Source organism: Pseudomonas sp. R3-18-08 (genome assembly GCF_003852065.1).
In the GTDB taxonomy this organism is placed as follows: Bacteria; Pseudomonadota; Gammaproteobacteria; order Pseudomonadales; family Pseudomonadaceae; genus Aquipseudomonas.
This window is the reverse complement of record NZ_CP027729.1, coordinates 1,381,394-1,405,217: the sequence shown is the minus strand read 5'-3', so window position 1 is coordinate 1,405,217 and position 23,824 is coordinate 1,381,394. Positions and strand designations below refer to the sequence as shown.

The window sequence follows — 23,824 nt, the reverse complement described above, 5'->3', positions numbered from 1 at the left end:
CCGGCGCGCATTATGGACTACGCCGCGACAAGTTCGAAGCTTCCAGCTACAAGTAAAGAACTTAGGTGAACATTCGCGGACTAACGTCCGGCTTTTCTCTGTCTGCTGTACGCTCAGGGAAAGGCCGGTGTAGGATGCGCGCCGTTCGGTGCAGTCCGACACCTCTTTTCGTTCCACACCCTTTGGAACCCGAAATAACCATGGCATCGCGTAAATTTGGACTCAACCTGGTGATCGTGCTGGCAATCGCCGCGCTGTTCACTGGCTTCTGGGCGCTGATCAACCGCCCGGTCACCGCTCCCAACTGGCCCGAACAGATTTCCGGGTTCTCTTACTCGCCGTTCCAGCAAGGCCAGTATCCTCAGAAAAACCAGTACCCGTCTGACGACCAGATGCGCCAGGACCTGGCGATCATGAGCAAACTGACGGACAACATCCGTACCTACTCGGTCGACGGCACCCTGGGCGACATTCCCAAGCTGGCCGAAGAGTTCGGCCTGCGGGTGACGCTGGGGATCTGGATCAGCCCGGACCTTGAGCGCAACGAACGCGAAATCCAGCGCGCCATCGAAATCGCCAACAGCTCGCGCAGCGTCGTTCGCGTGGTGGTCGGTAACGAAGCGTTGTTCCGTGAAGAAATCACCCCGCAGGACCTGATCGTGCTGCTGGACCGCGTGCGTGCAGCGGTCAAGGTTCCGGTGACGACTTCCGAGCAGTGGCACATTTGGGAAAAAAACCCGGAACTGGCCAAGCACGTCGACCTGATCGCCGCGCACATCCTGCCGTTCTGGGAATTTATCCCGATGGACAAGGCCGGCCAGTACGTACTCGACCGTGCGCGGGACCTGAAGAAACTGTTCCCGAAAAAGCCGCTGCTGCTGTCGGAAATTGGCTGGCCGAGTAACGGACGCATGCGCGGTGGTAATGAAACCTCACCTGCCGACCAGGCGGTTTACCTGCGCACGCTGGTGAACAAACTCAATCGCCAGGGCTACAACTACTTTGTCATCGAGGCGTTCGATCAGCCTTGGAAAGTCAGCGACGAAGGCTCGGCGGGCGCTTATTGGGGCGTATTCAACGCCGCGCGTCAGCAGAAATTCAACTTTGAAGGCCCGGTGGTCGCAATCCCGCAGTGGCGCGTGCTGGCCATCGGTTCGGTGGTGCTGGCGCTGTTGTCCCTGACCCTACTGATGATCGACGGCTCGGCCCTGCGCCAGCGCGGTCGTACCTTCCTGACGTTTATCGCGTTCCTGTGCGGTTCGGTGCTGGTGTGGATCGGCTACGACTACAGCCAGCAATACAGCACCTGGTTCAGCGTGACCGTGGGCATTCTCCTGGCCCTCGGTGCCCTGGGTGTGTTTATCGTGCTGCTGACCGAAGCCCACGAACTGGCGGAAGCGGTGTGGACCCACAAACGCCGACGTGAATTCCTGCCGGTCGAAGGGGAATCGGACTACCGTCCGAAAGTGTCGATCCATGTGCCGTGCTACAACGAGCCGCCGGAGATGGTCAAACAGACCCTCGACGCCCTGGCCGCACTCGATTACCCGGACTACGAAGTCCTGATCATCGACAACAACACCAAGGACCCGGCGGTATGGGAACCGGTGCGCGACTACTGCGAAACCCTGGGCCCGCGCTTCAAGTTCTTCCATGTCGCGCCCCTGGCCGGTTTCAAGGGTGGCGCGCTGAACTACCTGATCCCGCACACCGCCAAGGACGCCGAAGTGATCGCGGTGATCGACTCGGACTATTGCGTGTCGCCCAACTGGCTCAAGCACATGGTGCCGCACTTCGCCGACCCGAAAATCGCCGTGGTGCAGTCGCCCCAGGATTACCGCGACCAGAACGAAAGCACCTTCAAGAAGCTCTGCTACGCGGAATACAAAGGCTTCTTCCATATCGGCATGGTCACCCGCAACGACCGCGACGCGATCATCCAGCACGGCACCATGACCATGACCCGTCGCTCGGTGCTCGAAGAACTCGGCTGGGCCGACTGGTGCATCTGTGAAGACGCCGAACTGGGCCTGCGCGTGTTCGAAAAAGGCCTGTCGGCGGCGTATTACCACGACAGCTACGGCAAGGGCCTGATGCCCGACACCTTTATCGACTTCAAGAAACAGCGTTTCCGCTGGGCCTACGGTGCGATTCAGATCATCAAGCGCCACACCGCCAGCCTGCTGCGCGGCAAAGGCACCGAGCTGACCCGTGGCCAGCGCTATCACTTCCTCGCGGGCTGGCTGCCGTGGGTGGCTGATGGCATGAACATCTTCTTCACCGTGGGCGCGCTGCTGTGGTCGGCGGCGATGATCATCGTGCCGACCCGCGTCGATCCGCCGTTGCTGATTTTCGCGATCCCGCCGTTGGCGTTGTTCGTGTTCAAGGTGGGCAAGATCATCTTCCTCTACCGCCGTGCGGTCGGGGTAAACCTCAAGGATGCCTTCTGCGCGGCCCTTGCCGGCCTGGCGTTGTCGCACACCATCGCCAAAGCGGTGCTGTACGGTTTCTTCACCACCAGCATTCCGTTCTTTCGTACACCGAAAAACGCGGATAACCACGGCTTCTGGGTGGCGATTTCCGAAGCCCGCGAAGAAATGTTCATCATGCTGCTGTTGTGGGGCGCCGCTTTGGGGATTTACCTGGTGCAAGGCCTGCCGAGCAATGACATGCGCTTCTGGGTGGTGATGTTGCTGGTGCAGTCGCTGCCGTATCTGGCGGCGCTGATCATGGCGTTTTTGTCGTCGCTGCCGGAACCGGCGCCGAAGGCAGAGCCTGTCACCGCCGTGTAAAAACTTGCGCAATGCACTAAACGGCGGCCTCTGGCCGCCGTTTTGCTATAAGATAACGGCCGTTTTACACGCCTTGCACACATCACTGTAGGAGCGAGCTTGCTCGCGAAAATCGTTAACGATGAAGCGGGCACCCTGAATGCACGCGGAGCCCTTGCGTTTTTCGCGAGCAAGGGCTAGCCGCCCGCCTCGCTCCTACAATTAGAACGTCGCTGTCTCGATTTCCGGAGTTCTCCCATGACGGCCCATGCCGACCTTTCGCCGACCCTTCAACTCGCCATCGACCTGATCCGTCGCCCGTCGGTCACGCCGATCGATGCCGATTGCCAGAAGCTGATGATGCAGCGCCTGGGCGACGCCGGTTTTGTGCTCGAGCCGATGCGCATTTTCGAGGTGGATAACTTCTGGGCCACCCATGGCAACCAGGAAGGCCCGGTGCTGTGCTTTGCCGGCCACACCGACGTGGTACCGACCGGCCCGGTGCAGGCCTGGCAGAACGACCCGTTCGACGCGCTGATCGACGAACACGGCATGCTCTGCGGCCGTGGCGCGGCGGATATGAAAGGCAGCCTGGCGGCGATGCTGGTGGCGGCGGAGCGTTTTGTCGCAGACTACCCGGACCACAAAGGCTCGGTGGCCTTCCTGATTACCAGCGATGAAGAAGGCCCGGCGCACCATGGCACCAAGGCCGTGGTCGAGCGCCTGGCCGCACGCAACGAGCGCCTTGACTGGTGCATCGTCGGCGAGCCATCGAGCACGACGCTGGTGGGCGATGTGGTCAAGAACGGCCGTCGTGGCTCCCTCGGCGCCACCCTGACCGTGCGCGGTGTACAGGGCCACGTGGCGTATCCGCACCTGGCGAAGAACCCGATCCATCTGGCCGCACCGGCATTGGCCGAACTCGCCGCCGAGCATTGGGATGACGGCAACACCTTCTTCCCACCGACCAGTTTCCAGATCTCCAACCTTAATTCCGGCACCGGCGCCACCAACGTCATTCCCGGCGACCTGACAGCGGTGTTCAACTTCCGTTTCTCCACCGAATCCACCGTGGAAGGGTTGCAGCAGCGGGTCGCAGCTATCCTGGATAAACACGGCCTGGACTGGCATGTGGACTGGGCGTTGTCGGGTCTGCCGTTCCTCACCGAGCCGGGCGCATTGCTCGACGCGGTATCGGCCAGCATCAAGGCGATCACCGGGCGTGAAACCAAGGCATCCACCAGTGGCGGTACCTCCGATGGCCGTTTCATTGCGACCCTGGGCACCCAGGTGGTCGAGTTGGGCCCGGTGAATGCGACGATCCATCAGGTCAACGAGCGCGTCCTCGCCAGCGACCTCGATGTGTTGACCGAAATTTACTACCAGACCCTGATCAAGTTGCTCGCCTGATGCTTGCCTGTCCTCTTTGCAGCGCCCCGCTCACTGCGGTGGACAACGGTGTGGCGTGCCCCGCCGGGCACCGTTTCGACCGCGCGCGCCAGGGTTACCTGAACCTGTTGCCAGTGCAGCACAAGAACAGCCGCGACCCGGGCGATAACCTGGCGATGGTCGAGGCGCGCCGCGACTTCCTCAATGCCGGGCACTACGCCCCTGTGGCCAAGCGACTGGCCGAGCTGGCCGCCGAACGCGCGCCACAACGCTGGGTGGACATCGGCTGTGGCGAGGGCTACTACACCGCGCAAATCGCCGATGCCCTGCCCGACGCCGACGGCTACGCCCTGGATATTTCCAAGGAAGCAGTCAAGCGCGCGTGCAAGCGCAACCCGGCGCTGACCTGGTTGATCGCCAGCATGGCCCGCGTCCCATTGGCCGACGCCAGTTGCCAGTTTCTCGCCAGCGTGTTCAGCCCGCTGGACTGGCAGGAAGCCAAGCGCCTGCTCAGCCCTGGCGGCGGCTTGATGAAGGTTGGCCCCACCCGCGGCCACCTGATGGAGCTGCGCGAACGCTTGTACGACGAAGTGCGCGAATACACCGACGACAAACACCTGGCGCTGGTGCCGGATGGCATGGGCCTGGCGCACAGTGAAACTCTTGAGTTCACACTGTGCCTGCCCGAGCCCGGGGACCGCGCCAACCTGCTGGCCATGACGCCTCACGGCTGGCGTGCGAGCGCCGAGCGCCGCAGCGAGGTGATCGAAGCCGCCGAGCCGCTGCAGGTGACCGTGTCGATGCGCTACGATTATTTCGTGCTTCAATAACCGACTTTTCAGCACCCGCGAATGGATTTTCGAATCCCGCAACGAGGAACATCCATGCGCCAACCCGATATTGAGATTTACCTGAAGGACGCCGACGTCGACTACAAGGCCATCGCCGCCTGGCTGGGCGCCGCCCTGGGCCCGTGCACCGACTGGGTCCAGAAGGGCCAGACCTACAAGTGCAAAGCCGGCAACGTGCCGGTGACCTGGCTGCCAAAAGCCGTCGGCAAATGGAACAGCCTGTACCTGGAAAGCGATCAGACGCCGTGGGACGACGACATCGCCTGCGCCCGCGCCGCGTTTGCCGCATTGAATGTTGAAGTGCGCTGCGCGCCAGGGACTTGGGTCGAGGAAGAGGGTGAGGAAAGCGCCGACCGCTGGATGCGCATCAGTGCCGATGGTGAAGAAGAAATCACCTGGAAAACCGCCTGATTCCGAGTTGCAAACCCAATCAAAAAAATGTGGGAGGGGGCTTGCTCCCGATAGCGGTGGATCAGTCGATTTATTCAGCGACTGACACTCAGCAATCGGGAGCAAGCCCCCTCCCACATGGGTTGCAGCGGTGGACTTACAGGCCCACCACATCCTCGGCCTGCAAGCCCTTATCGCCTGTCACCACGGCGTATTCCACCTGTTGGCCCTCGGCCAGCGAGCGGTGGCCGTCACCGCGAATAGCGCGGTAGTGCACGAACACATCCTTGCCGTCTTCACGCTGGATAAAGCCATAGCCCTTGGCGTCGTTGAACCACTTCACACTGCCGGTTTCGCGCGTTGTCATCTGTTCACTCCCACTGGTTTTTATTATTGAGTCGCTGGCGTTGAACTGCCGAGTATAAGACACGTTCAAAAACCATCAACCCAACTTTACATCGCCGCTTTTTTGCCGATTTTCGATGAATACGGCACACTACCCGCCCGAGCGCCTGCTCGGTTTTTTCCACTTGAAGCAGTTCGCCTATGACCCGCTCCCCGTTCCGTCGTCTGGTGTTTGGCACCTTGCGTCGACTGCTGTACCTCTGGGTTCGCTCGGAGACGATCAACCAGTCGTCCCTCACCCTTAACCTGGACCGCAGCCGGCCGGTGTTCTACGTCCTGCAATCGCCCTCCCTGACCGAATTGGCCGTGGTCGATACCGAGTGCACCAAGGCCGGCCTGCCGCGCCCGGTACTGCCGGTTTCGGTAGGCCCACTGATGGAACCCGCAGCGTTCTTTTACCTCACGCCGGACCCGGATTGGCTCGGCCGCCAGGACAAGCGCGGCACACCGCCCACCCTGACGCGCCTGGTCAACACCCTGACCGAACATGCCGAAGAGAATGCACAAATCATTCCGGTCAGCGTGTTCTGGGGCCAATCCCCCGAAAGTGAGTCCAGCCCCTGGAAACTGTTGTTCGCCGACAGCTGGGCGGTCACCGGGCGCCTGCGCCGGTTGCTGAGCATTCTGATCCTGGGTCGCAAGACCCGGGTGCAATTCTCCGCGCCCATCAACCTGCGTGAATTGATCGAGCACAATAAAGGGCACGAACGCACCGTGCGCATGGCCCAACGCATCCTGCGCGTGCACTTTCGTAACCTGAAGACCGCCGTGATCGGCCCCGACCTGTCCCACCGTCGCAACCTGGTGAAGGGCCTGGTCAATATGCCGCTGGTGCGCCAGGCCATTGCCGACGAAGCCGAGCGAGAGAAAATCTCGCCGGAAAAAGCCAAGGCCCTGGCCCTGCGCTATGGCAATGAAATCGCCTCGGACTACACCTACACGGCGATCCGCTTCCTGGAAGTGGTGCTGAGCTGGTTCTGGAACAAAATCTACGACGGCATCAAGGTCAATAACATCGAGGGTGTGCAACAGGTTGCCCAAGGCTACGAAGTGATCTACGTACCTTGCCACCGCAGCCATATCGACTACCTGCTGCTGTCCTACCTGCTGTTCAAGAATGGCCTGACCCCGCCGCACATTGCCGCCGGCATCAACCTGAACATGCCCGTGATCGGCAGCCTGCTGCGTCGTGGCGGTGCGTTTTTCATGCGCCGCACCTTCAAGGGCAACCCGCTGTACACCTCGGTATTCAACGAATACCTGCACACCCTGTTCACCAAGGGTTTCCCGGTGGAGTACTTCGTCGAAGGCGGCCGTTCGCGCACCGGGCGCATGCTGCAGCCGAAAACCGGGATGCTGGCGATCACCCTGCGCAGTTTCCTGCGCTCTTCGCGCATGCCCATCGTGTTCGTGCCGGTATATATCGGCTACGAACGGGTGCTGGAAGGCCGTACCTACCTGGGCGAGCTGCGCGGTGCGAGCAAGAAGAAAGAGTCGATCTTCGATATTTTCAAAGTGGCAGGCGCGCTCAAGCAGCGCTTCGGCCAGGTCGCGGTCAACTTCGGCGAGCCGATCAAGCTGGCGGAGTTTCTCGACCACGAGCAACCGGATTGGCGCTCTCAGGAACTGGGCCCGAACTACAAGCCGGCCTGGCTGAATGAAACCACTCACCGCCTCGGCGAGCAGGTGGCCCGCCACTTGAACGAAGCCGCTGCGGTGAACCCGGTGAACCTGGTGGCATTGGCGCTGCTGTCGACCACCCGGCTGGCATTGGATGAGCAGGCCATGGCCCGCCAGTTGGACCTGTACCTGGCGCTGCTGCGCCGCGTGCCCTATTCACCGCATACCACCCTGCCGGAAGGCGACGGCCTGGCGCTGATCAAGCACGTCAAGGACATGAAGCTGCTGTCGGAACAGAGCGATGCCCTGGGCAAAATCGTCTATCTGGATGAGCAGAACGCCGTCCTGATGACCTATTACCGCAACAACGTGCTGCACATCTTCGCCCTGCCCGCGCTGCTGGCGAGTTTCTTCCAGAGCAGTTCGCGGATGAGCCGCGAACAGATCCTGCGCTACACCCATGCGCTCTATCCGTACCTGCAGTCGGAGCTGTTCATCCGCTGGTCACTGGAGGAGCTGGATGCGGTGGTCGACCAATGGCTGGATGCGTTCGTCGAACAGGGCCTGCTGCGCTTCGAAAACAACGTGTACCTGCGCCCGGCGCCGAGTTCGCGGCATTTCGTGCTGCTGACGCTACTGTCCAAGAGCATCGCCCAGACCCTGCAACGCTTCTACATGGCGATCTCGCTGCTGCTCAACAGCGGCCAGAACAGCATCAGCGCCGAGGAGCTGGAAGACCTGTGCACGGTCATGGCCCAGCGGCTGTCGATCCTGCATGGCCTCAATGCTCCGGAGTTCTTCGACAAGAGCCTTTTCCGACATTTCATCCAGACCTTGCTGGAGCAAGATGTGCTGCGCCGCGATGAAGCCGGCAAGCTGAGCTATCACGACCTGCTCGGCGAGCTGGCCGAAGGCGCGGCCAAACGTGTACTGCCGGCGGACATTCGCTTGTCGATCCGCCAAGTGGCGTTGCATCGCGTCGATGGCGCGGCCGAGCAACCGGTGGAACCGGCGCAATCCCCACAAGATTGAACAAGGCGCCGGGCGGTTTCCGGCGCCGTTGATAAGGAGCTGCACCATGAAGAAGATCATCCTCCTGGGCCTCACGGCCCTGCTCGGAGCCTGCCAATCCATGTCTCCCACTCCCAAGGCCAGCCTCGACGGCGAAGTGTTCTACCTGCAACGCATCGCGCTGCCGCCCACCGCCACCTTGAGCGTCAGCCTGCAAGACGTGTCGCTGATGGACGCCCCGGCCGTGGTGCTCGCCGAACAGAAAGGCCCGATCAAAGGCCAGGTGCCGCTGGCGTTTCACTTAAGTTATGACCCGGCGCAGGTCAAACCTGGCCATAGCTACTCGGTCAGCGCTCGCATCGAGGTGGATGGCAAGCTACTGTTCATCACCACTGAACGGCACGCCGTACAGCTCGACGGCCAGGATCAACAGCCGCTGCGCGTGCGCGTCGATGCTGCAGCCCACTGAATTCAACCACAAGGAAGCGCCCATGCTCCGTAACCCTCTTCGCCTCACGGCCCTGCTCACCGGCCTGCTGCTGGGCACCAGCGCCATGGCCCTGGACCTTGGCAGCCTGTCCCAGGGCGACGCCAGCGGCGGGCTCAAGGACGCCTTGACCCAAGGCGCACAGATCGCCGTGAAACAACTGGGCACGCCCGGTGGTTTCAGCAATAACCCCGACGTGAAGATCGGCTTGCCGGGCAAGCTGGGCAAGGTCGCTGACAAGTTGAAGATGTTCGGCATGGGCGATCAGGTCACCCAGCTCGAAACCAGCATGAACAAAGCGGCGGAAACCGCCGTTACCCAGGCTCAGCCGATTCTGGTCAATGCCGTGAAAAACATGAGTGTGACCGATGCCAAAGGCATCCTCAGCGGCGGCCAGGACTCAGCTACCCAGTACCTGAACAAGAGCAGTCGCGACCAAATCCGCGCCAAGTTCCTGCCCATCGTCAAGGCTGCCACCGACAAGGTCGGCGTGGCCCAGCAGTACAACGCACTCGCCGGCAAGGCCGCCGCGTTTGGCGCGGTGGACGCCAAAAGCGCCAATGTTGAAAACTACGTGACCGAACAGGCGCTGGACGGCTTGTTCAAGATGATCGCGCAGCAGGAAGAAACGATTCGCAAGAATCCGGCAGCTGCCGCCACCAGCCTTGCCAAGAAAGTGTTCGGCGCCCTGTAGACAGTGTATGCACCCGAGCAGGCGGGGAAGATCACCTGCTCGGGTGCCGCTCACTGCACCGTCAGAACAGCTTGCCGGCCAGCCCGCCAAAGATCACCGCGCCCAGCGGCATCACGCCTACGCCGAACTTGATCGAGCCACCACCGCCATGGCAGTCGGGTTTGGGTTTGCACTTGTCATTACAGTCATTTGCAGGTGGCTTGGGTTTTGCGCAGTTACCGCCGCCGAAGCTGCTGCTGACAGAAACGCTCAACGATTTGCCGATGAAAAATCCCATTGGACACTCCTTGAATCATCAGATTTGAGATCCGGCCCGCCGGCGTGAAATCCGTCGGACTGAATACCTGTAATCAGGTAGTCCATGAGTGGCGAAACCTTAAGAAACGTTCCTTGCGAAGATTCCAATCATTGCCGCTTGACCCTGAACCACGCGGCGTAAAGCGCCGGTAGAAACAGCAGCGTCAACGCCGTCGCCACAATCAACCCGCCCATGATTGCCACCGCCATCGGCCCGAAGAACACACTACGCGACAGTGGAATCATCGCCAGTACCGCAGCAAGTGCGGTAAGCACGATCGGCCGGAAGCGTCGGACCGTGGCTTCAATGATCGCCTGCCAGGGCGCCAGTCCCGCCTTGATGTCCTGTTCGATCTGGTCGACCAATATCACCGAGTTGCGCATGATCATCCCCGACAGGGCGATGGTGCCGAGCATCGCCACGAAACCAAACGGTTGACGAAACACCAGCAGGAACAGGGTGACGCCGATCAGGCCCAAGGGCGCAGTCAGAAACACCATCGCGGTGCGTGAGAAGCTGCGCAGTTGCAGCATCAGCAAGGTCAGCACCACCACGATAAACAACGGCACGCCGGCCTTCACCGAGTTCTGTCCGCGCGCAGAGTCTTCCACGGTGCCACCAACCTCCAGCAAATAGCCGTCAGGCAACTCGGCACGCACGCCTTCAAGGGTCGGCAGGATCTGCTGGACCAGCGTCGCCGGTTGTTCCTTGCCATAGATATCGGCGCGCACGGTCACCGTAGGCAAACGGTTACGGTGCCAGATGATGCCTTCCTCAAAGCCATACTCAAGGGTTGCAATCTGGGCCAAGGCCACACTTTTACCGTTATCGGTGGGTACGGCCAGGCTGGGCAGCAGCGACAACTCAGTGCGTTCGTGAACGGTGCCGCGCAGGAGGATTTCGATCAACTCGTTATCCTCCCGGTACTGGCTGACGGTGCTGCCGGTCAGGGAGCTTTGCAGGAATTTCGACAGATTGGCGGTGCTCACGCCCAGCGCGCGGGCGCGGTCCTGGTCGATATTCAAATAGACGATTTTGCTCGGTTCTTCCCAGTCCAGATGCACATTGACCACGTGGGTGTTCTCGCGAACCTTGGTCGCCACCTTGCGCGCCAGGGCGCGGACTTCTTCGATGTGCTCGCCGGTCACGCGAAACTGCACGGGGTAGCCCACCGGCGGGCCATTCTCCAGGCGAGTGACGCGTGAACGCAGTTCGGGAAACTGTTCGTTCAGGGTTTCGATCAGCCAGGTGCGCAGGCTTTCACGCTCTTCGATGGTGTTAGCCAGCACCACAAATTGCGCGAAGCTGGCCGCCGGCAGTTGCTGGTCGAGTGGCAGGTAGAAGCGCGGCGAACCGGTGCCCACGTAGGCCACGTAATTGCCGATGCCAGCATGTTCCTTGAGCAAGGTTTCGAGGCGTTTGACTTGGTCGGCAGTGTTGCTCAGGGAGGCACCTTCGGCCAGTTTCAGGTCGACCATCAGTTCCAGGCGACCCGAGGCCGGGAAGAACTGTTGCGGCACGAAACGGAACAAGGCAACCGAGCCGATAAACAACAGCAGCGTCAGGACGATCACCGTCTTGCGCCGACGTACGCACCACTCCACCAATCGTCTTACGCGCTGGTAGAACGGCGTGCCGTAAGGGTCAGGACCGTTGGTGCCGTGTTTGGCCGCATGAATCTTCGCCAGGTCCGGCAGGAGCTTTTCGCCCAGATACGGTACGAACACCACGGCGGCAACCCAGGACGCCAGCAAAGCGATGGTCACCACCTGAAAGATCGAGCGGGTGTATTCGCCAGTGCTCGATTGCGCGGTGGCAATCGGCAGGAAGCCCGCCGCCGTGATCAAGGTACCGGTGAGCATCGGGAACGCGGTGCTGGTCCAGGCGAAACTCGCAGCCTTGAGCCGGTCGTAGCCCTGCTCCATTTTGATCGCCATCATTTCCACCGCGATGATTGCGTCATCCACCAACAAACCCAAGGCCAATACCAGGGCGCCCAGGGAGATTTTGTGCAGGCCGATGCCGAGGTAGTACATGGCGGCGAAAGTCATCGCCAGTACCAACGGAATCGCCAACGCCACCACCATGCCGGTGCGCACGCCCAAGGAAAAGAAGCTCACCAGCAACACAATGGCCAACGCTTCAGCCAGCACCTGGACGAATTCGCCGACACTGGTTTTCACCGCTGCCGGTTGATCGGAGACCTTGCGCAACTCCATGCCCGCCGGAAGATTCTTCTGCAATCGTGCGAATTCACGCTCCAGGGCCTTGCCCAGCACCAGAATATCGCCGCCGTCCCGCATGGCCACGGCCAGGCCGATGGCGTCGGCGCCCATGTAGCGCATGCGCGGTGCCGGTGGATCATTGAAACCACGGTGAATATCGGCCACATCGCCGATGCGGAAGGTTCGCTCGCCCACCCGAATCGGAAAGTTGCGGATCTCTTCCACGCTCTTGAAGTTACCCGACACCCGCAACTGCACCCGTTCGGTCGGGGTTTCAAAGAAGCCTGCGGTGGAGACCGCGTTCTGCTCCTGCAGCGCCTGCTGCACAGCGGCCATTGGCAGGCCGAGGGTAGCGAGCTTGAGATTGGACAGCTCGATCCAGACCTTTTCGTCCTGCAGGCCAAGCAGCTCGACCTTGCCTACGTCCGGCACCCGTTGCAGCTGAATCTGGATGCGGTCGGCGTAGTCCTTGAGCACGGCGTAGTCGAAACCGTCACCGGTCAAGGCGTAGATATTGCCGAACGTGGTGCCGAACTCATCGTTGAAAAACGGCCCCTGGATATCCGGCGGCAAGGTCTGGCGGATATCGCTGATCTTCTTGCGCACCTGGTACCACAGCTCGGGAATCTGCGCCGAGTGCATGGAATCGCGCGCGATGAAGGTGACTTGGGATTCGCCGGGGCGCGAGAACGAGACAATGCGCTCGTACTCGCCAGTTTCCATCAATTTTTTCTCAATGCGCTCGGTGACCTGGCGTGAAACTTCCTGGGCCGTGGCCCCAGGCCAGTTGGTCTTGATCACCATGGCCTTGAAGGTGAAGGGAGGGTCTTCGCTTTGCCCCAGCTTGGTGTAGGACAAAGTGCCGACCACCGCCAGCAGGATCATCAGGAACAGTACGATCTGGCGATTACGCAACGCCCACTCGGAAAGATTGAAACCCATGGGGACTACTCCTTGGCCGCCAGATTCACCACACGGTTGGCGCGGTCCACCGGGCGCACTTGCTGCCCCTCATGGAGCACATGCACACCCGCCGCAATCACCCAGTCGGTGGGCGCCAGGCCTTCGAGTACCGGCACGGTCTTCTCGCCAAACGCGCCGATGCGCACGGGTGTGCGCTTGAGGGTGTTGTCCGGCTGCACACGCCAGACGTAAGACGCGCCGTTCTCCGCACTCAGGGCAGACAGCGGCACCGACAGTGGAATCACACCGTCGACCTGTATGAATACGCGGGCGCTCTGGCCGAGTTCCGCCGGGACTTTACCGCCCGTGAACGCCACCCGCGCAGCGAAGGTGCGCGACTTCGGGTCGGCGGCGGGCGACAGCTCGCGAATGCGCCCGGCAAACCGTTGATCCGGCTGGCTCCACAGCTCAACCGACACCGGCTGGCCGATCTTGAAACGGCCGAAGCCTTGCTCAGGCAGGCTGATCAACACTTCACGCTCGCCATCGGTGGCCAGGGTGAACACGGTTTGGCCAGCGGAGACGACCTGGCCGACTTCAACCGCGCGCCTGGCGACGACACCGTCCTGGGGCGCACGCAGCACCGCATAGCCGGCCTGGTTGCTGGACACGTCGAATTCAGCGTTGATCTGCTTGAGACGTGCCTCACCGGCTCGATAAAGATTTTCAGAATTGTCGTACTGGGACCGGCTAACCATCTGACGGTCCATCAGGGTCTTGTAGCGGTCACGCTCGGCGCGCACCAGGCTCAGGTTGGCTTGGGCCGCCGCTACTTGGGCACGGGAGGCTTCCAGTTGCAGGCGCACATCCTGGGGGTCGAGCTCTGCCAGGGGCTGGTTGGCCTTGACCCGCTCACCCTCTTCCACCAGGCGCTTGCTGACTTTGCCACCGATGCGAAAGGCCAGATCCGGTTCATAGCGGGCGCGCACTTCACCTGGATAGCTGTCCATCGCCTGCGCCGAAGGCTGGGGTTGCACCACCATGGCCGGGCGAAGGGTGGTTTGGACCGCTTCTTCGTGGCCGCAGGCGGCTAACAGGAAGACCAAGCTGACAGGCAACGCAAGGGGCAGGAAAGTGCTGCGCATGCTGTAGGACCTTTCGCAAATGAAGCTAGGAATAATTATACTGGCCGGTATGTTATTAATACCAAACTCACCAGTCCAGTATTAAAGGTGAAAATGTCCGACAATCCTATAAACACCAACAGCCCCGGGCGCCCCAAGGACATGGCAAAACGCCAGGCAATCCTCGAAGCTGCCAAAGTTCTGTTTTTGGGCAATGGCTATGCCAGTACCAGCATGGACGCTGTGGCGCTTGAAGCGGGGGTGTCGAAACTGACCGTCTACAGCCACTTCACCGACAAAGAAACCTTGTTCACTGCCGCCGTCGTCGCCAAGTGCGAGGAACAACTGCCGGTGATGTATTTCGAACTGCCCGACGCCATGCCGGTGCAAACGGTGCTGCTGAACATCGCGCGCGGGTTTCATCGGCTGATCAACAGCGAGGAGTCGGTGAACCTGCATCGCCTGATGATGACGACCGGCAATCAGGACGTGAAACTCTCACAGATCTTCTTCGAAGCAGGCCCCATGCGCATGTTGCAGGGCATGGAGCGTCTGCTCAGTCGAATCGACGAGAGTGGCGCCCTGAGCATCGACAAACCCTTCAAGGCGGCCGAGCACTTCTTTTGCCTGCTCAAAGGCACGGCGAACTTCCGTCTGCTGTATGGCTGTGGCGGACAGTTGAGCGAGGCGGACGCCGAGGCGCATGTGCAGGAGGTGGTGGGGTTGTTTATGCGGGCATATGGGCGCGGGGCAGCGGCAAGTGGTTAGCTGCAAGCGCCAAGTTCAGCGCGCTTGCAGCTTAAAGCTCAGGGCTTGAGTGCTTTTTTAGGATAAATATCGTACCGACTGGATTTACCCTCCAGCGCATGGCTCGGCTTGGGCCCGTCAATGCACGGTGCCTTGCGCGGGCGCTTGACCACCACACGGTGGCTGGCCAGGGCCAACGCCGCTGCGAGCAAGGCCGGTGCGTCCGGGTCATCGCCGACCAGTGGCCGGAACAGACGCATTTCCTTCTTCACCAGGGCGGTTTTCTCACGATGCGGGAACATCGGGTCAAGGTAGATCACCTGCGGCGGCTCGCCCTCCCAATTGCGCATCACCTCGATGGAGTTGCCCTTGAGCAGCTGCATCCGCGCCACGATCGGCGCCACTTCAAAATCCTGCGCAGCGCGTGCCAGGCCATCTTCAAGCAAGGCGCCGATCAACGGCTGGCGCTCGACCAGGCTCATCTCGCAGCCCAGGCTGGCCAGCACGAAGGCATCCTTGCCCAGGCCCGCCGTGGCGTCGAGCACGCGCGGGCGAACGCCTTGGGCGATGCCCACGGCCTTGGCGATCATCTGCCCGCTGCCGCCGCCGTAAAGCCGCCGGTGCGCTGCGCCGCCTTCGATAAAGTCGACCCGCACCGGCCCTGGCGCGTCAGGCCCGAGCTGCTGCAACTGCAGGCCTTGCTCCCCGACTTGCAGGGAAAAGTCCGCATCATCGAGTTGCACAGGCAAGCCAAGCAGCGCCGCCCACTGCTCGGCGCGGGCCTGGAATCCTTCGGCCAAAGCCTCGACCCGAATGCGGCTGGCCGCTGGTTGTTCGCTCATCAATCGCTACGCTCAAAAATATTAAGGATCGGCAAACACCGGCCGATAAAAACAACAGTCAGGTATTTTGCCAGAGCTGAGCGTCGACCGAAAAAAATGTCAGACATTCTTCCCCTAACTATCGGTGTACTGCCGACCCACAACCACTACGGCCTGCGCAATACTCAAGCGCTGGCCGGGGTGAGCCATGTGTGGCAGGACTTCTTCGCCCGCGCCCTGGCCGAGCAGCTCGGTGCCACGCCGGGCGCGCTGGCCGCCATGGCGACTGCACCGAAAGACCCGGCGGTGGAACCCAGCGAAGGCGCCGACCTGCTCGCGCAGATCCTCACCCAGCGCGAGTGCGACGTGAAAGACATCGTGATCGCCCCGCCTGAGCCGCTGTTCCTGCCGATTGCCGAATTCGAGACCGAGTTGCTGCCACCCGCGGCGGAACCCTTTCCTGATGAAGACATCATCGCCCAGCAACGCCAGCAGAATTTCGAAAGCGGCTGGGTACGCCCGATTGTCCTGAGTGCAGGTCAACCCGTCGCTGAACCGGGCCCGGCGCCGCAACCCCGCCCGCTGCACTTGCCGATTGCCGAGTTCGAGCTGGACTTGTTGCCACCGGCCGCGACTCCGTTCACCGAACAGGCTCTGGCAGAACAACAGAAGGCCCTGGATTTTGACTACCACTGGGCACGCCCGCTGATCGCCAACAACCTGCGCCTGGCCGCCTGACGCTTAGCGACACATCCACCAGCGTCCCATATCCAGATGGAAGTGGTTACGGTGCGCGGCGTTATAGTCGGGGCTCAACACCCCATTGAAAGCCTGACATGCACCGTCACGCACCTGACGCAAAAACCGTGCGTCAGCGCCCTCCCCCGGCCAGTCCTTGAACACACTGATACGACGTCCATCGGCCAGGCGAAACCCGGCGATATCCAATGCATTGGCCGACGCGTGCTGGCTGAGTCGGCCTTCGGCGCGGTTGTAGACATTGCGACAGGCAAAACTGCCCAGGTGATCGACCCGCATCACCGCTTGGCCGTATATCGCCTGAGCCGCCGGTTGCAGGCTGTGGCGCTCGAATAGGGCAAACGCTACCGCCAGTGGGCAACTGGCCAGGAAGCTGCTGCTCAAGCCAACCTCTGCGCCCTGTACCCTCAACGTGTTACGCAGGGGGCAAGCGGCGTCGGCGCGCGAGTCGGCCTGATGGCTCACCCGCAACCCCGAGGTTTTCAGCACCTGGTCGCACAGCGCGGGATCATCCTGCAGCCGCCCCAGTTTGTAGCGCGTCAACAGGTTCGGACTGGCGCGCACGTCCAGCGGCGCCCATGGGTTCCATTCATGCGGCAACGGCACCCAGCCGCGCCATACACCCACGGCCAGCGCGCCGCCGAGCAACAGCAACGCGCCCATCCACCTGATCGGCCGCACCACTTAGCCCTTGAAGAATCGATTGGCCTGGTCGAATGGCATCTTGCGCTCGGTAAAGGTAAAGGTGCCCAACCCGTGGATTTCCTGCGCCGCCCGATAGAACTCGCCATAGGCCGCCAGGGCCAGGGCCGAGCCCACGCTGATGCGCCGCACGCCCAGTTCGCTCAACTGCGCGACGCTGAGGTTCAGGCCACCGGACATCAATACATTCACCGGCTTGGGCGCGACGGCCTTGACCACCGCCAGCACCTCTTCGGCACTGCGCAGGCCCGGCGCATACAGCACATCGGCGCCCGCTTCGGCGTAGGCTTGCAGGCGGCGAATGGTGTCGGGCAAGTCCGGGCGACCATGTAGGAAGTTTTCTGCACGAGCTGTCAGCGTGAAGGGAAACCCCAGACTGCGGGCAGCGGCAACGGCAGCCTCGACGCGCTCGACGGCGAGGTCGAAGGGGTAGATCGGATCGACGGCAACCCCGGTGGCATCTTCGATGGAGCCGCCGACGATACCGGTGGCGGCGGCGCGCAGGATGGTCTGGGCACAGCCTTCGGGGGTGTCGCTGAAGCCGTTTTCCAAGTCAGCGGCGACTGGCAGCGAAGTCGCCCGAACAATGGCTCCGGCATTGCCCAGGGTGTCTTCCAGCGACAGCGCGCCTTCCGCATCCGGCCGTCCCAGGCTGAACGCAAAGCCCGCGCTGGTGGTGGCCAACGCTTCGAAGCCCAGGCTGGCAAGCATGATGGCGGAGCCGGCGTCCCACGGATTGGGCATGACAAAGGCACGATCGCGCGCGTGCAGGGCTTTGAAGGTTTCGGCGCGAAGGGTTTGGGCATCCATGACTGACTCCTGGCGGGAAAGAAGCCCTAGAGTAACCCCAGTTGCTCCGCGACGGGTTCTCGATGCAAGGTCGGCAGCGGCTCGAGCCCTGGCAAACGCTTCATCAACTGGTCGTGGAAACGCAAGGCCAATTGCGCGGCGAGGCGGTTGTCCGAGGTGTGCAGGAACATGTAGGGGGTGCGCCCCTCTTCGATCCAACTGGCGATTTTTTCGACCCAGGGCTTCAGGAACGGGTCGTTGGCTTCAAGCTCGGGATGCCCGATAAAGCGCACTTGGGGAAACAGAGTCAGCGCCGCCGGGCGCGGAGGCACCCTGGGCTTTTTCGATTGGGCATGCAGGACGGCCGCCGAGGTGGAGGTGCAACTGAACAGCGCGCGCGGATCGAGGCAGACGCGTTCGACACCGCGATCGCGCAGCAGGCGGTTCAGCCTACGCTCGGCCTCGCCTTTGGCGAAGAACTCTTCGTGGCGAACTTCAACGGCCAGCGGGCGATCGATGCCATCGAGGAATCCGGCCAGCTCACCGAGGCGCTGCGGGGTAAAAGCCTTCGACAGTTGCAGCCACAGCGGCGAAACGCGCTCGCCCAAGGGGCTCATCAAGCCGACGAAGCTTTCCGCCGCCGGCAACTGCTCGCGCAAGTCACCGGCATGGCTGATATCACCCGGGAATTTGGCGGTGAAGCGAAAGTGCTCGGGCATGATCTCGGCCCAGCGCTGCACCGTGGCGACCGAGGGGCGCGCATAAAACGTGGTGTTGCCTTCAACCGCGTTGAAGACTTGAGAATAGAGTGCAAGGTAATCATTGGAGCGCGCATCGGCGGGATACAGATATTCCCGCCAGGCGTTTTCACTCCAGGACGGGCAGCCGATGTAGTAAGGCAGACGCATCAGATGTGGATATCGAGACCCAGCACTTCCATATCCCATTCGACAAAGCCGGCGGTGGTCAGGTAGCTGGCCAGGGCAGTGGCAACGCTTTTGCTCATGGAGCGGGGGAAGACCATGTCTTGCTGACGGGCGGGAAGACCGCTGATGCGGGCTTGGGTGCTGGGCTGGGCGTCGGAGTGGACTTCAATGAAGTCTGGCGAGTCCTCGACGGAGTCGTCCACAGTAACGTTAGCCTTACGCGGCTTACGTTTGATTGGGTACGACTGTGAGGAAAAGCCATCAATACGCATGGGCGCGAACTCGCTATCAGTAATGGCATTTTAGTGGCGCGATCCGTAGCGCGCAAATGCTCTGGTGATAACTAGAACACATAATTTGAAAAAGGTTTAAAACCCGGTGCAAATTCTGACGATTGGCGATATTTGCCGCAGATTTACCGCAATTCTGGCGTCAAATAATCCCTCGCTCTGCCTTGGTCTGTGCGACTTTATCGCGCAGGTACACCGGCGCCGCCAGATCCGCCGCAATCGCCTCGCCGCGCTCGAAAGCAAAGCGCGCGAGGGTCAGCAGGTCTTCGGCATGGGGCAGCATCGCAGCGTCCTGATTCGCCAGCCGCACTCCCATACGCTCGCCATAGCCCCAGCCAGTCCCGGCACCGAACCAGTCGCCGCTGGCATCATCGGGCAGTACCGATGACTCCGGCGCTTGCACGGCTTCCACGCCAATCAGGCGCATTTCACCGGCGCTCTCGCGGTAGCAGCCCCAATAGACTTCGTCCATGCGCGCATCAATCGCCGCTGCCACTTGCGTGGCGCCATGCTCACGCAGCGCACGTTGGGCCAGTACCGCGAGGTTGGACACCGGCAATACCGGACGCTCCAACGCGAACGCCAGGCCCTGCACCACGCCAATGGCAATCCGCACGCCGGTAAACGCGCCGGGGCCACGGCCGAACGCGATGGCATCCACGGCGGCCAGGCTGGTTCCGGCGTCTTCCAGCAGTTGCTTGATCATGGGCAGCAGCTTCTGCGCGTGCAGCCGCGGGATCACCTCGTAGTGGCTCGTTACCTTGCCGTCGTGCAGCAAGGCCACGGAGCAAGCTTCAGTCGCGGTGTCCAGGGCCAGCAGGGTGCTCATGGGTGTGGGTGTCCAAGTCGAAAAAAAGTGCGCCAGTATAAACAACAACGGCCCGCAAGCGGGCCGTTGTGAATGCAGCCGATCAACGCATCAGCTCAGTGCTTGCAGCACCTTGGCAGTGATCGCTTCCACGGAGCCGACGCCAGGAATATGGCTGTATTTCGGCTTGCCCTGTGCAGCGGACAGCTTCTGGTAGAAATCCACCAGCGGCTTGGTCTGGGAATGGTAGACCGACAGGCGATGACGCACGGTTTCTTCGGTGTCGTCTTTGCGCTGCACCAGGTCTTCACCGGTGACATCGTCCTTGCCGGCCACTTTCGGCGGGTTGTAAACGATGTGATACACGCGGCCGGAGCCTTCGTGAACGCGTCGACCGGCGATACGCTGGACGATTTCTTCGTCTTCAACCGCGATCTCGACCACCGCGTCCAACTCGACACCGGCTTTCACCAGCGCTTCAGCCTGGGGAATGGTGCGCGGGAAGCCGTCGAACAGGAAACCGTTCTTGCAGTCTTCCTGGCTGATGCGTTCCTTGACCAGGTTGATGATCAGGTCATCGGAGACCAGGCCGCCGCTGTCCATCACGCTCTTGGCGATCAGGCCCAGCTCGGTGCCGGCCTTGACGGCCGCGCGCAGCATGTCGCCGGTGGAGATTTGTGGAATGCCGAATTTTTCAGTGATGAACTTTGCCTGAGTACCTTTACCGGCCCCGGGAGCTCCCAGCAGAATGACGCGCATCGATGTGCTCCTCAATTTTTTATAGAGATGACGCTCGGATTCGCCGCGTGGGGCCAATCTCGTAAAAATGTGGTTCCAGGCCGATCAAACGGCCAAAGGCTGATCAAGATACACAGCAGGCCCTTACCACACAAGCCGCCAAAAGTAGGAGAAACCCGCGCCAGGCATGCGTCAGCCAAAGGGTTTGCCTGGGCGCAACCTACCCCCTCAAACAACGACCGCCCGTTTCAGGGCGGTCGTCGCGGTTGATTCGCAAGCTATTGAGAACAGGCGAAAAACCTCAACCGGTGTTGCGCAAACCGGCGGCAATACCGGCGACGGACACCAGCAGCGCCTGTTCCAGAGGGCTGTCTTGCGCCGCTTCGCGTTGGCGCGAGCGAGCAAGCAATTCGGCCTGCAGCAGGTGCAACGGGTCGAGGTAGGTGTTGCGCAGGCGGATGAACTCCAGGGTGTCCGGACTGTGGGCCAACAGCTGCGACTGGCCAGTCAGGCCAAGTACCACGTCACATGCCTGCGACAATAGGTCGCGTAAGTGCGCACCCAATGGCAGCAAGTCGGGCTGCACCAGGCGCTCATCATAGAGGCGGGCGATATCGGCGTCGGCCTTGGCCAGCACCATTTCCAGCATGTCAATGCGCGTGCGGAAGAACGGCCACTGCTCGCGCATCTGCCCCAGCAATTCACCCTCGCCGCGCTCCAGGGCTTTGCTCAATGCCGCTTCCCAGCCTAGCCAGGCGGGCAGCATCAGGCGGGTCTGGGTCCAGCCGAAGATCCAGGGAATCGCGCGCAGGCTTTCAATACCGCCGGCGCGCCGCTTCGCGGGTCGACTGCCAAGCGGCAAACGCCCGAGCTCCTGCTCCGGCGTGGACTGGCGGAAATACTCGACGAATTGCGGATTTTCCCGCACTACCGCGCGGTAGGCGCTGACGCCGTCGGCGGCCAATTCGTCCATCAGATGACGCCAGGCCGGCTCCGGTGGCGGCGGTGGCAACAGCGTGGCTTCGAGTACCGCCGCCAGGTAGAGGTTGAGGTTCTGTTCGGCGATATCCGGCAGGCCAAACTTGAAGCGGATCATCTCGCCCTGTTCGGTGGTGCGGAACCGCCCCGCCACCGAGCCCGGCGGCTGCGACAGGATCGCCGCATGCGCCGGGCCACCGCCACGGCCGACGGTGCCCCCACGACCGTGGAACAACAGCAATTCCACTTGTTGCTCGCGGCAGATATCCACCAGCCGTTCCTGCGCCCGGTACTGCGCCCAAGCGGCGGCGGTGGTGCCGGCGTCCTTGGCCGAGTCCGAATAGCCGATCATCACTTCCTGCGGGCCGTGCAGCCGCGCGCGATAGCCCGGCAGTTGCAACAGCCGATCCATCACCGGCCCGGCGTTATCCAGGTCGGCCAGGGTCTCGAACAGCGGCACGACGCGCATTGGCCGCTGTACGCCCGATTCTTTGAGCAGCAACTGCACCGCCAGCACGTCCGAGGCGGCGCCGGCCATGGAAATCACATAGGAGCCCAACGATGCGGCCGGTGCAGCGGCGATTTCGCGGCAGGTGTTCAACACCTCAGCGGTGTCCGCCGACGGTTTGAAATAACCCGGCAGCAGCGGTCGACGATTGGTCAGTTCTTTGCTCAGGAAGTCGATGCGCGTGTCTTCGTCCCAGTCTTCATAACGACCCAGGCCGAGGTAATCGGTGATTTCGGTCATGGCCGACGAGTGACGCGTGGAATCCTGGCGCACATCCAGGCGGACCAGGAACAGGCCGAACGTCACGGCGCGGCGCAGGCAGTCGAGCAACGGACCATCGGCAATCACGCCCATGCCGCACTCATGCAGCGACTGATAGCACAGCTCCAGCGGGCCGAGCAGGTCGCGATTGTCTTGCAACACCTGCGCCGGCGCCGGTGCAGGGCCACTCAACGCGGCATGGGCCCATTGGCGCGTGGCGCGCAGGCGTTCGCGCAGTTGCTTGAGCACGGCACGGTAAGGCTCGACGCTGTCCCCCACCTGGGCCTGCAATGCCGGGCTGGCCTGCTGCATGGACAGCTCGGAGGCGAGCTGATCGATATCGCGCAGATACAAATCCGACGCCATCCAGCGCGCCAGCAACAGCACTTCGCGAGTGACCGGCGCCGTGACATTCGGGTTGCCGTCCCGATCGCCGCCCATCCACGAGGCAAATCGAATTGGCGCGGCCGTCAGCGGCAGACGCAAACCGGTGGCGGCGTGCAAGGCCTGGTCGGCCTTGCGCAAATAATTGGGAATGGCCTGCCACAACGAATGCTCGATGACCGCAAAGCCCCATTTGGCTTCATCCACCGGCGTGGGCCGGACGCGGCGGATTTCTTCGGTGTGCCACGCCTCGGCGATCAGGCGTTGCAAGCGTTCACGGATCTGCTCGCGTTCGGCGCTGGTGAGGTCACGGTGGTCCTGCAGCGCCAGTTGCGCGGCAATCGCGTCATATTTCTGGATCAGCGTGCGGCGCGCGACTTCGGTGGGGTGGGCGGTGAGGACCAACTCGATCTCCAGCCGCGCCAATTGGCGGGCCAGGGATTCGTCACTGTGGCCTTCGCTTTGCAGGCGGGCCAGCAACTCCGGCAGCACACGGGACTCGAAGGGCGCCGGCTGCGATTCATCGCGCCGATGAATCAACTGGTACTGCTCGGCAATGTTGGCCAGGTTGAGGAACTGGTTGAAGGCCCGCGCTACAGGCAGCAGTTCATCTTCCTGCAGCTGATTCAGGCTCGCGCTGAGCTCAGCGCCCGCGCCGCGCCGGTCAGCCTTGGCGCCTTTACGGATCTGCTCGATCTTGTCGAGAAAAGCATCGCCGTATTGCTCTCGAATGGTGTTGCCCAACAGTTCACCCAGCAGGTGAACATCCTCACGCAAGCGTGCATCGATATCACTCATCAGCCAATCTCCAGCCAGAAATCCGGGACGCGCAGGTGTTCCAGAGTGCCGTCGGCGGCGCTTTCTGACAAGACACTTTAAACCTTGCGGCTTGCAGCTAGTCTCAAGGTTAAGGCGCCGGGTTATCCACACCGGTGGCTGGTCACT

21 protein-coding genes are annotated in these 23,824 nt (G+C 61.8%); 9 read left to right on the top strand and 12 right to left on the bottom strand.

Features of this window, described 5'->3' with window-relative positions; translation table 11 throughout:
* Nucleotides 1–200 precede the first annotated feature (200 nt).
* The 4 genes from C4J92_RS06360 to C4J92_RS06345 all read left to right on the top strand — a co-directional run bounded on the left by C4J92_RS06360 (nt 201) and on the right by C4J92_RS06345 (nt 5,422).
* A complete protein-coding gene (locus C4J92_RS06360; protein ID WP_124403296.1) occupies nt 201–2,792 on the top strand; it encodes a glycosyltransferase in 2,592 nt (863 codons plus the stop codon).
* Nucleotides 2,793–3,029: 237 nt separating this feature from the next.
* Complete coding sequence (dapE, locus tag C4J92_RS06355) at nt 3,030–4,181, top strand: succinyl-diaminopimelate desuccinylase (protein WP_124403295.1); 1,152 nt, start codon at nt 3,030–3,032, stop codon at nt 4,179–4,181.
* On the top strand, nt 4,181–4,990 hold the full coding sequence (locus C4J92_RS06350; RefSeq protein WP_124403294.1) for a putative RNA methyltransferase: 810 nt from the start codon (nt 4,181–4,183) through the stop codon (nt 4,988–4,990). The genes dapE and C4J92_RS06350 overlap by 1 nt, the downstream gene beginning before the upstream one ends.
* Before the next feature lie 54 nt (nt 4,991–5,044).
* On the top strand, nt 5,045–5,422 hold the full coding sequence (locus tag C4J92_RS06345; protein ID WP_065932867.1) for a hypothetical protein: 378 nt from the start codon (nt 5,045–5,047) through the stop codon (nt 5,420–5,422).
* Nucleotides 5,423–5,558: 136 nt separating this feature from the next.
* Here C4J92_RS06345 and C4J92_RS06340 read toward each other — a convergent pair whose 3' ends face one another.
* Nucleotides 5,559–5,768: a cold-shock protein gene (locus C4J92_RS06340; RefSeq protein WP_124366102.1), complete on the bottom strand. Its 210-nt coding sequence runs from the start codon at nt 5,766–5,768 to the stop codon at nt 5,559–5,561.
* Between the two features lie 179 nt (nt 5,769–5,947).
* Between C4J92_RS06340 and plsB the strand changes: the two genes are divergently transcribed.
* Genes plsB through C4J92_RS06325 form a run of 3 tightly spaced genes read left to right on the top strand, consistent with a single transcriptional unit; the run spans nt 5,948 to nt 9,618 of the window.
* Nucleotides 5,948–8,458 (top strand): glycerol-3-phosphate 1-O-acyltransferase PlsB, encoded by a 2,511-nt coding sequence (gene plsB / locus C4J92_RS06335; RefSeq protein WP_124403293.1) that lies wholly within the window; start codon nt 5,948–5,950, stop codon nt 8,456–8,458.
* 46 nt (nt 8,459–8,504) lie between these two features.
* The gene (locus C4J92_RS06330) at nt 8,505–8,906 is read left to right on the top strand and encodes a YbaY family lipoprotein (RefSeq protein ID WP_124403292.1); all 402 of its coding nucleotides are present in this window, start codon (nt 8,505–8,507) and stop codon (nt 8,904–8,906) included.
* Nucleotides 8,907–8,928: 22 nt separating this feature from the next.
* On the top strand, nt 8,929–9,618 hold the full coding sequence (locus C4J92_RS06325) for a DUF4197 domain-containing protein (protein ID WP_124361593.1): 690 nt from the start codon (nt 8,929–8,931) through the stop codon (nt 9,616–9,618).
* A gap of 61 nt (nt 9,619–9,679) precedes the next feature.
* Here C4J92_RS06325 and C4J92_RS06320 read toward each other — a convergent pair whose 3' ends face one another.
* From C4J92_RS06320 to C4J92_RS06310, 3 genes are all read right to left on the bottom strand, one after another.
* A complete protein-coding gene (locus C4J92_RS06320; RefSeq protein ID WP_124366099.1) occupies nt 9,680–9,895 on the bottom strand; it encodes a hypothetical protein in 216 nt (71 codons plus the stop codon).
* 128 nt (nt 9,896–10,023) lie between these two features.
* Nucleotides 10,024–13,083 carry an efflux RND transporter permease subunit gene (locus tag C4J92_RS06315; RefSeq protein WP_124403291.1) on the bottom strand — a complete coding sequence of 1,020 codons (3,060 nt, stop codon included), beginning with the start codon at nt 13,081–13,083 and terminating at the stop codon, nt 10,024–10,026.
* A gap of 5 nt (nt 13,084–13,088) precedes the next feature.
* The gene (locus C4J92_RS06310; RefSeq protein WP_124403290.1) at nt 13,089–14,189 is read right to left on the bottom strand and encodes an efflux RND transporter periplasmic adaptor subunit; all 1,101 of its coding nucleotides are present in this window, start codon (nt 14,187–14,189) and stop codon (nt 13,089–13,091) included.
* Between the two features lie 93 nt (nt 14,190–14,282).
* On the opposite strand from C4J92_RS06310, the gene C4J92_RS06305 reads away from it, so the two are divergent.
* Nucleotides 14,283–14,936 carry a TetR/AcrR family transcriptional regulator gene (locus C4J92_RS06305; protein WP_124361589.1) on the top strand — a complete coding sequence of 218 codons (654 nt, stop codon included), beginning with the start codon at nt 14,283–14,285 and terminating at the stop codon, nt 14,934–14,936.
* Nucleotides 14,937–14,974: 38 nt separating this feature from the next.
* On the opposite strand, the gene C4J92_RS06300 is transcribed toward C4J92_RS06305, so the two are convergent.
* Nucleotides 14,975–15,757, bottom strand: a complete 783-nt coding sequence (locus C4J92_RS06300; RefSeq protein ID WP_124403289.1) for a class I SAM-dependent methyltransferase — start codon at nt 15,755–15,757, stop codon at nt 14,975–14,977.
* Nucleotides 15,758–15,853: 96 nt separating this feature from the next.
* Between C4J92_RS06300 and C4J92_RS06295 the strand changes: the two genes are divergently transcribed.
* Nucleotides 15,854–16,474 carry an energy transducer TonB gene (locus tag C4J92_RS06295; RefSeq protein WP_124403288.1) on the top strand — a complete coding sequence of 207 codons (621 nt, stop codon included), beginning with the start codon at nt 15,854–15,856 and terminating at the stop codon, nt 16,472–16,474.
* Between the two features lie 3 nt (nt 16,475–16,477).
* On the opposite strand, the gene C4J92_RS06290 is transcribed toward C4J92_RS06295, so the two are convergent.
* The 7 genes from C4J92_RS06290 to ppc form a co-directional block, all read right to left on the bottom strand.
* Nucleotides 16,478–17,158 (bottom strand): extensin family protein, encoded by a 681-nt coding sequence (locus C4J92_RS06290; protein ID WP_124403287.1) that lies wholly within the window; start codon nt 17,156–17,158, stop codon nt 16,478–16,480.
* A 21-nt stretch (nt 17,159–17,179) separates the two neighbouring features.
* Nucleotides 17,180–18,007: an isocitrate lyase/phosphoenolpyruvate mutase family protein gene (locus C4J92_RS06285; RefSeq protein ID WP_124403286.1), complete on the bottom strand. Its 828-nt coding sequence runs from the start codon at nt 18,005–18,007 to the stop codon at nt 17,180–17,182.
* A 26-nt stretch (nt 18,008–18,033) separates the two neighbouring features.
* Nucleotides 18,034–18,894, bottom strand: a complete 861-nt coding sequence (locus C4J92_RS06280) for a DUF72 domain-containing protein (RefSeq protein WP_124403285.1) — start codon at nt 18,892–18,894, stop codon at nt 18,034–18,036.
* Nucleotides 18,894–19,184 (bottom strand): hypothetical protein, encoded by a 291-nt coding sequence (locus C4J92_RS06275; protein WP_124361584.1) that lies wholly within the window; start codon nt 19,182–19,184, stop codon nt 18,894–18,896. The genes C4J92_RS06280 and C4J92_RS06275 overlap by 1 nt, the downstream gene beginning before the upstream one ends.
* 160 nt (nt 19,185–19,344) lie before the next feature.
* Nucleotides 19,345–20,031, bottom strand: coding sequence for a tRNA (adenosine(37)-N6)-threonylcarbamoyltransferase complex dimerization subunit type 1 TsaB (gene tsaB, locus C4J92_RS06270; RefSeq protein WP_124403284.1), 687 nt, complete (start codon nt 20,029–20,031; stop codon nt 19,345–19,347).
* Between the two features lie 90 nt (nt 20,032–20,121).
* On the bottom strand, nt 20,122–20,769 hold the full coding sequence (gene adk / locus C4J92_RS06265; protein WP_124369856.1) for an adenylate kinase: 648 nt from the start codon (nt 20,767–20,769) through the stop codon (nt 20,122–20,124).
* Between the two features lie 280 nt (nt 20,770–21,049).
* Nucleotides 21,050–23,677, bottom strand: coding sequence for a phosphoenolpyruvate carboxylase (gene ppc, locus C4J92_RS06260; protein ID WP_124403283.1), 2,628 nt, complete (start codon nt 23,675–23,677; stop codon nt 21,050–21,052).
* Nucleotides 23,678–23,824: the final 147 nt, after the last annotated feature.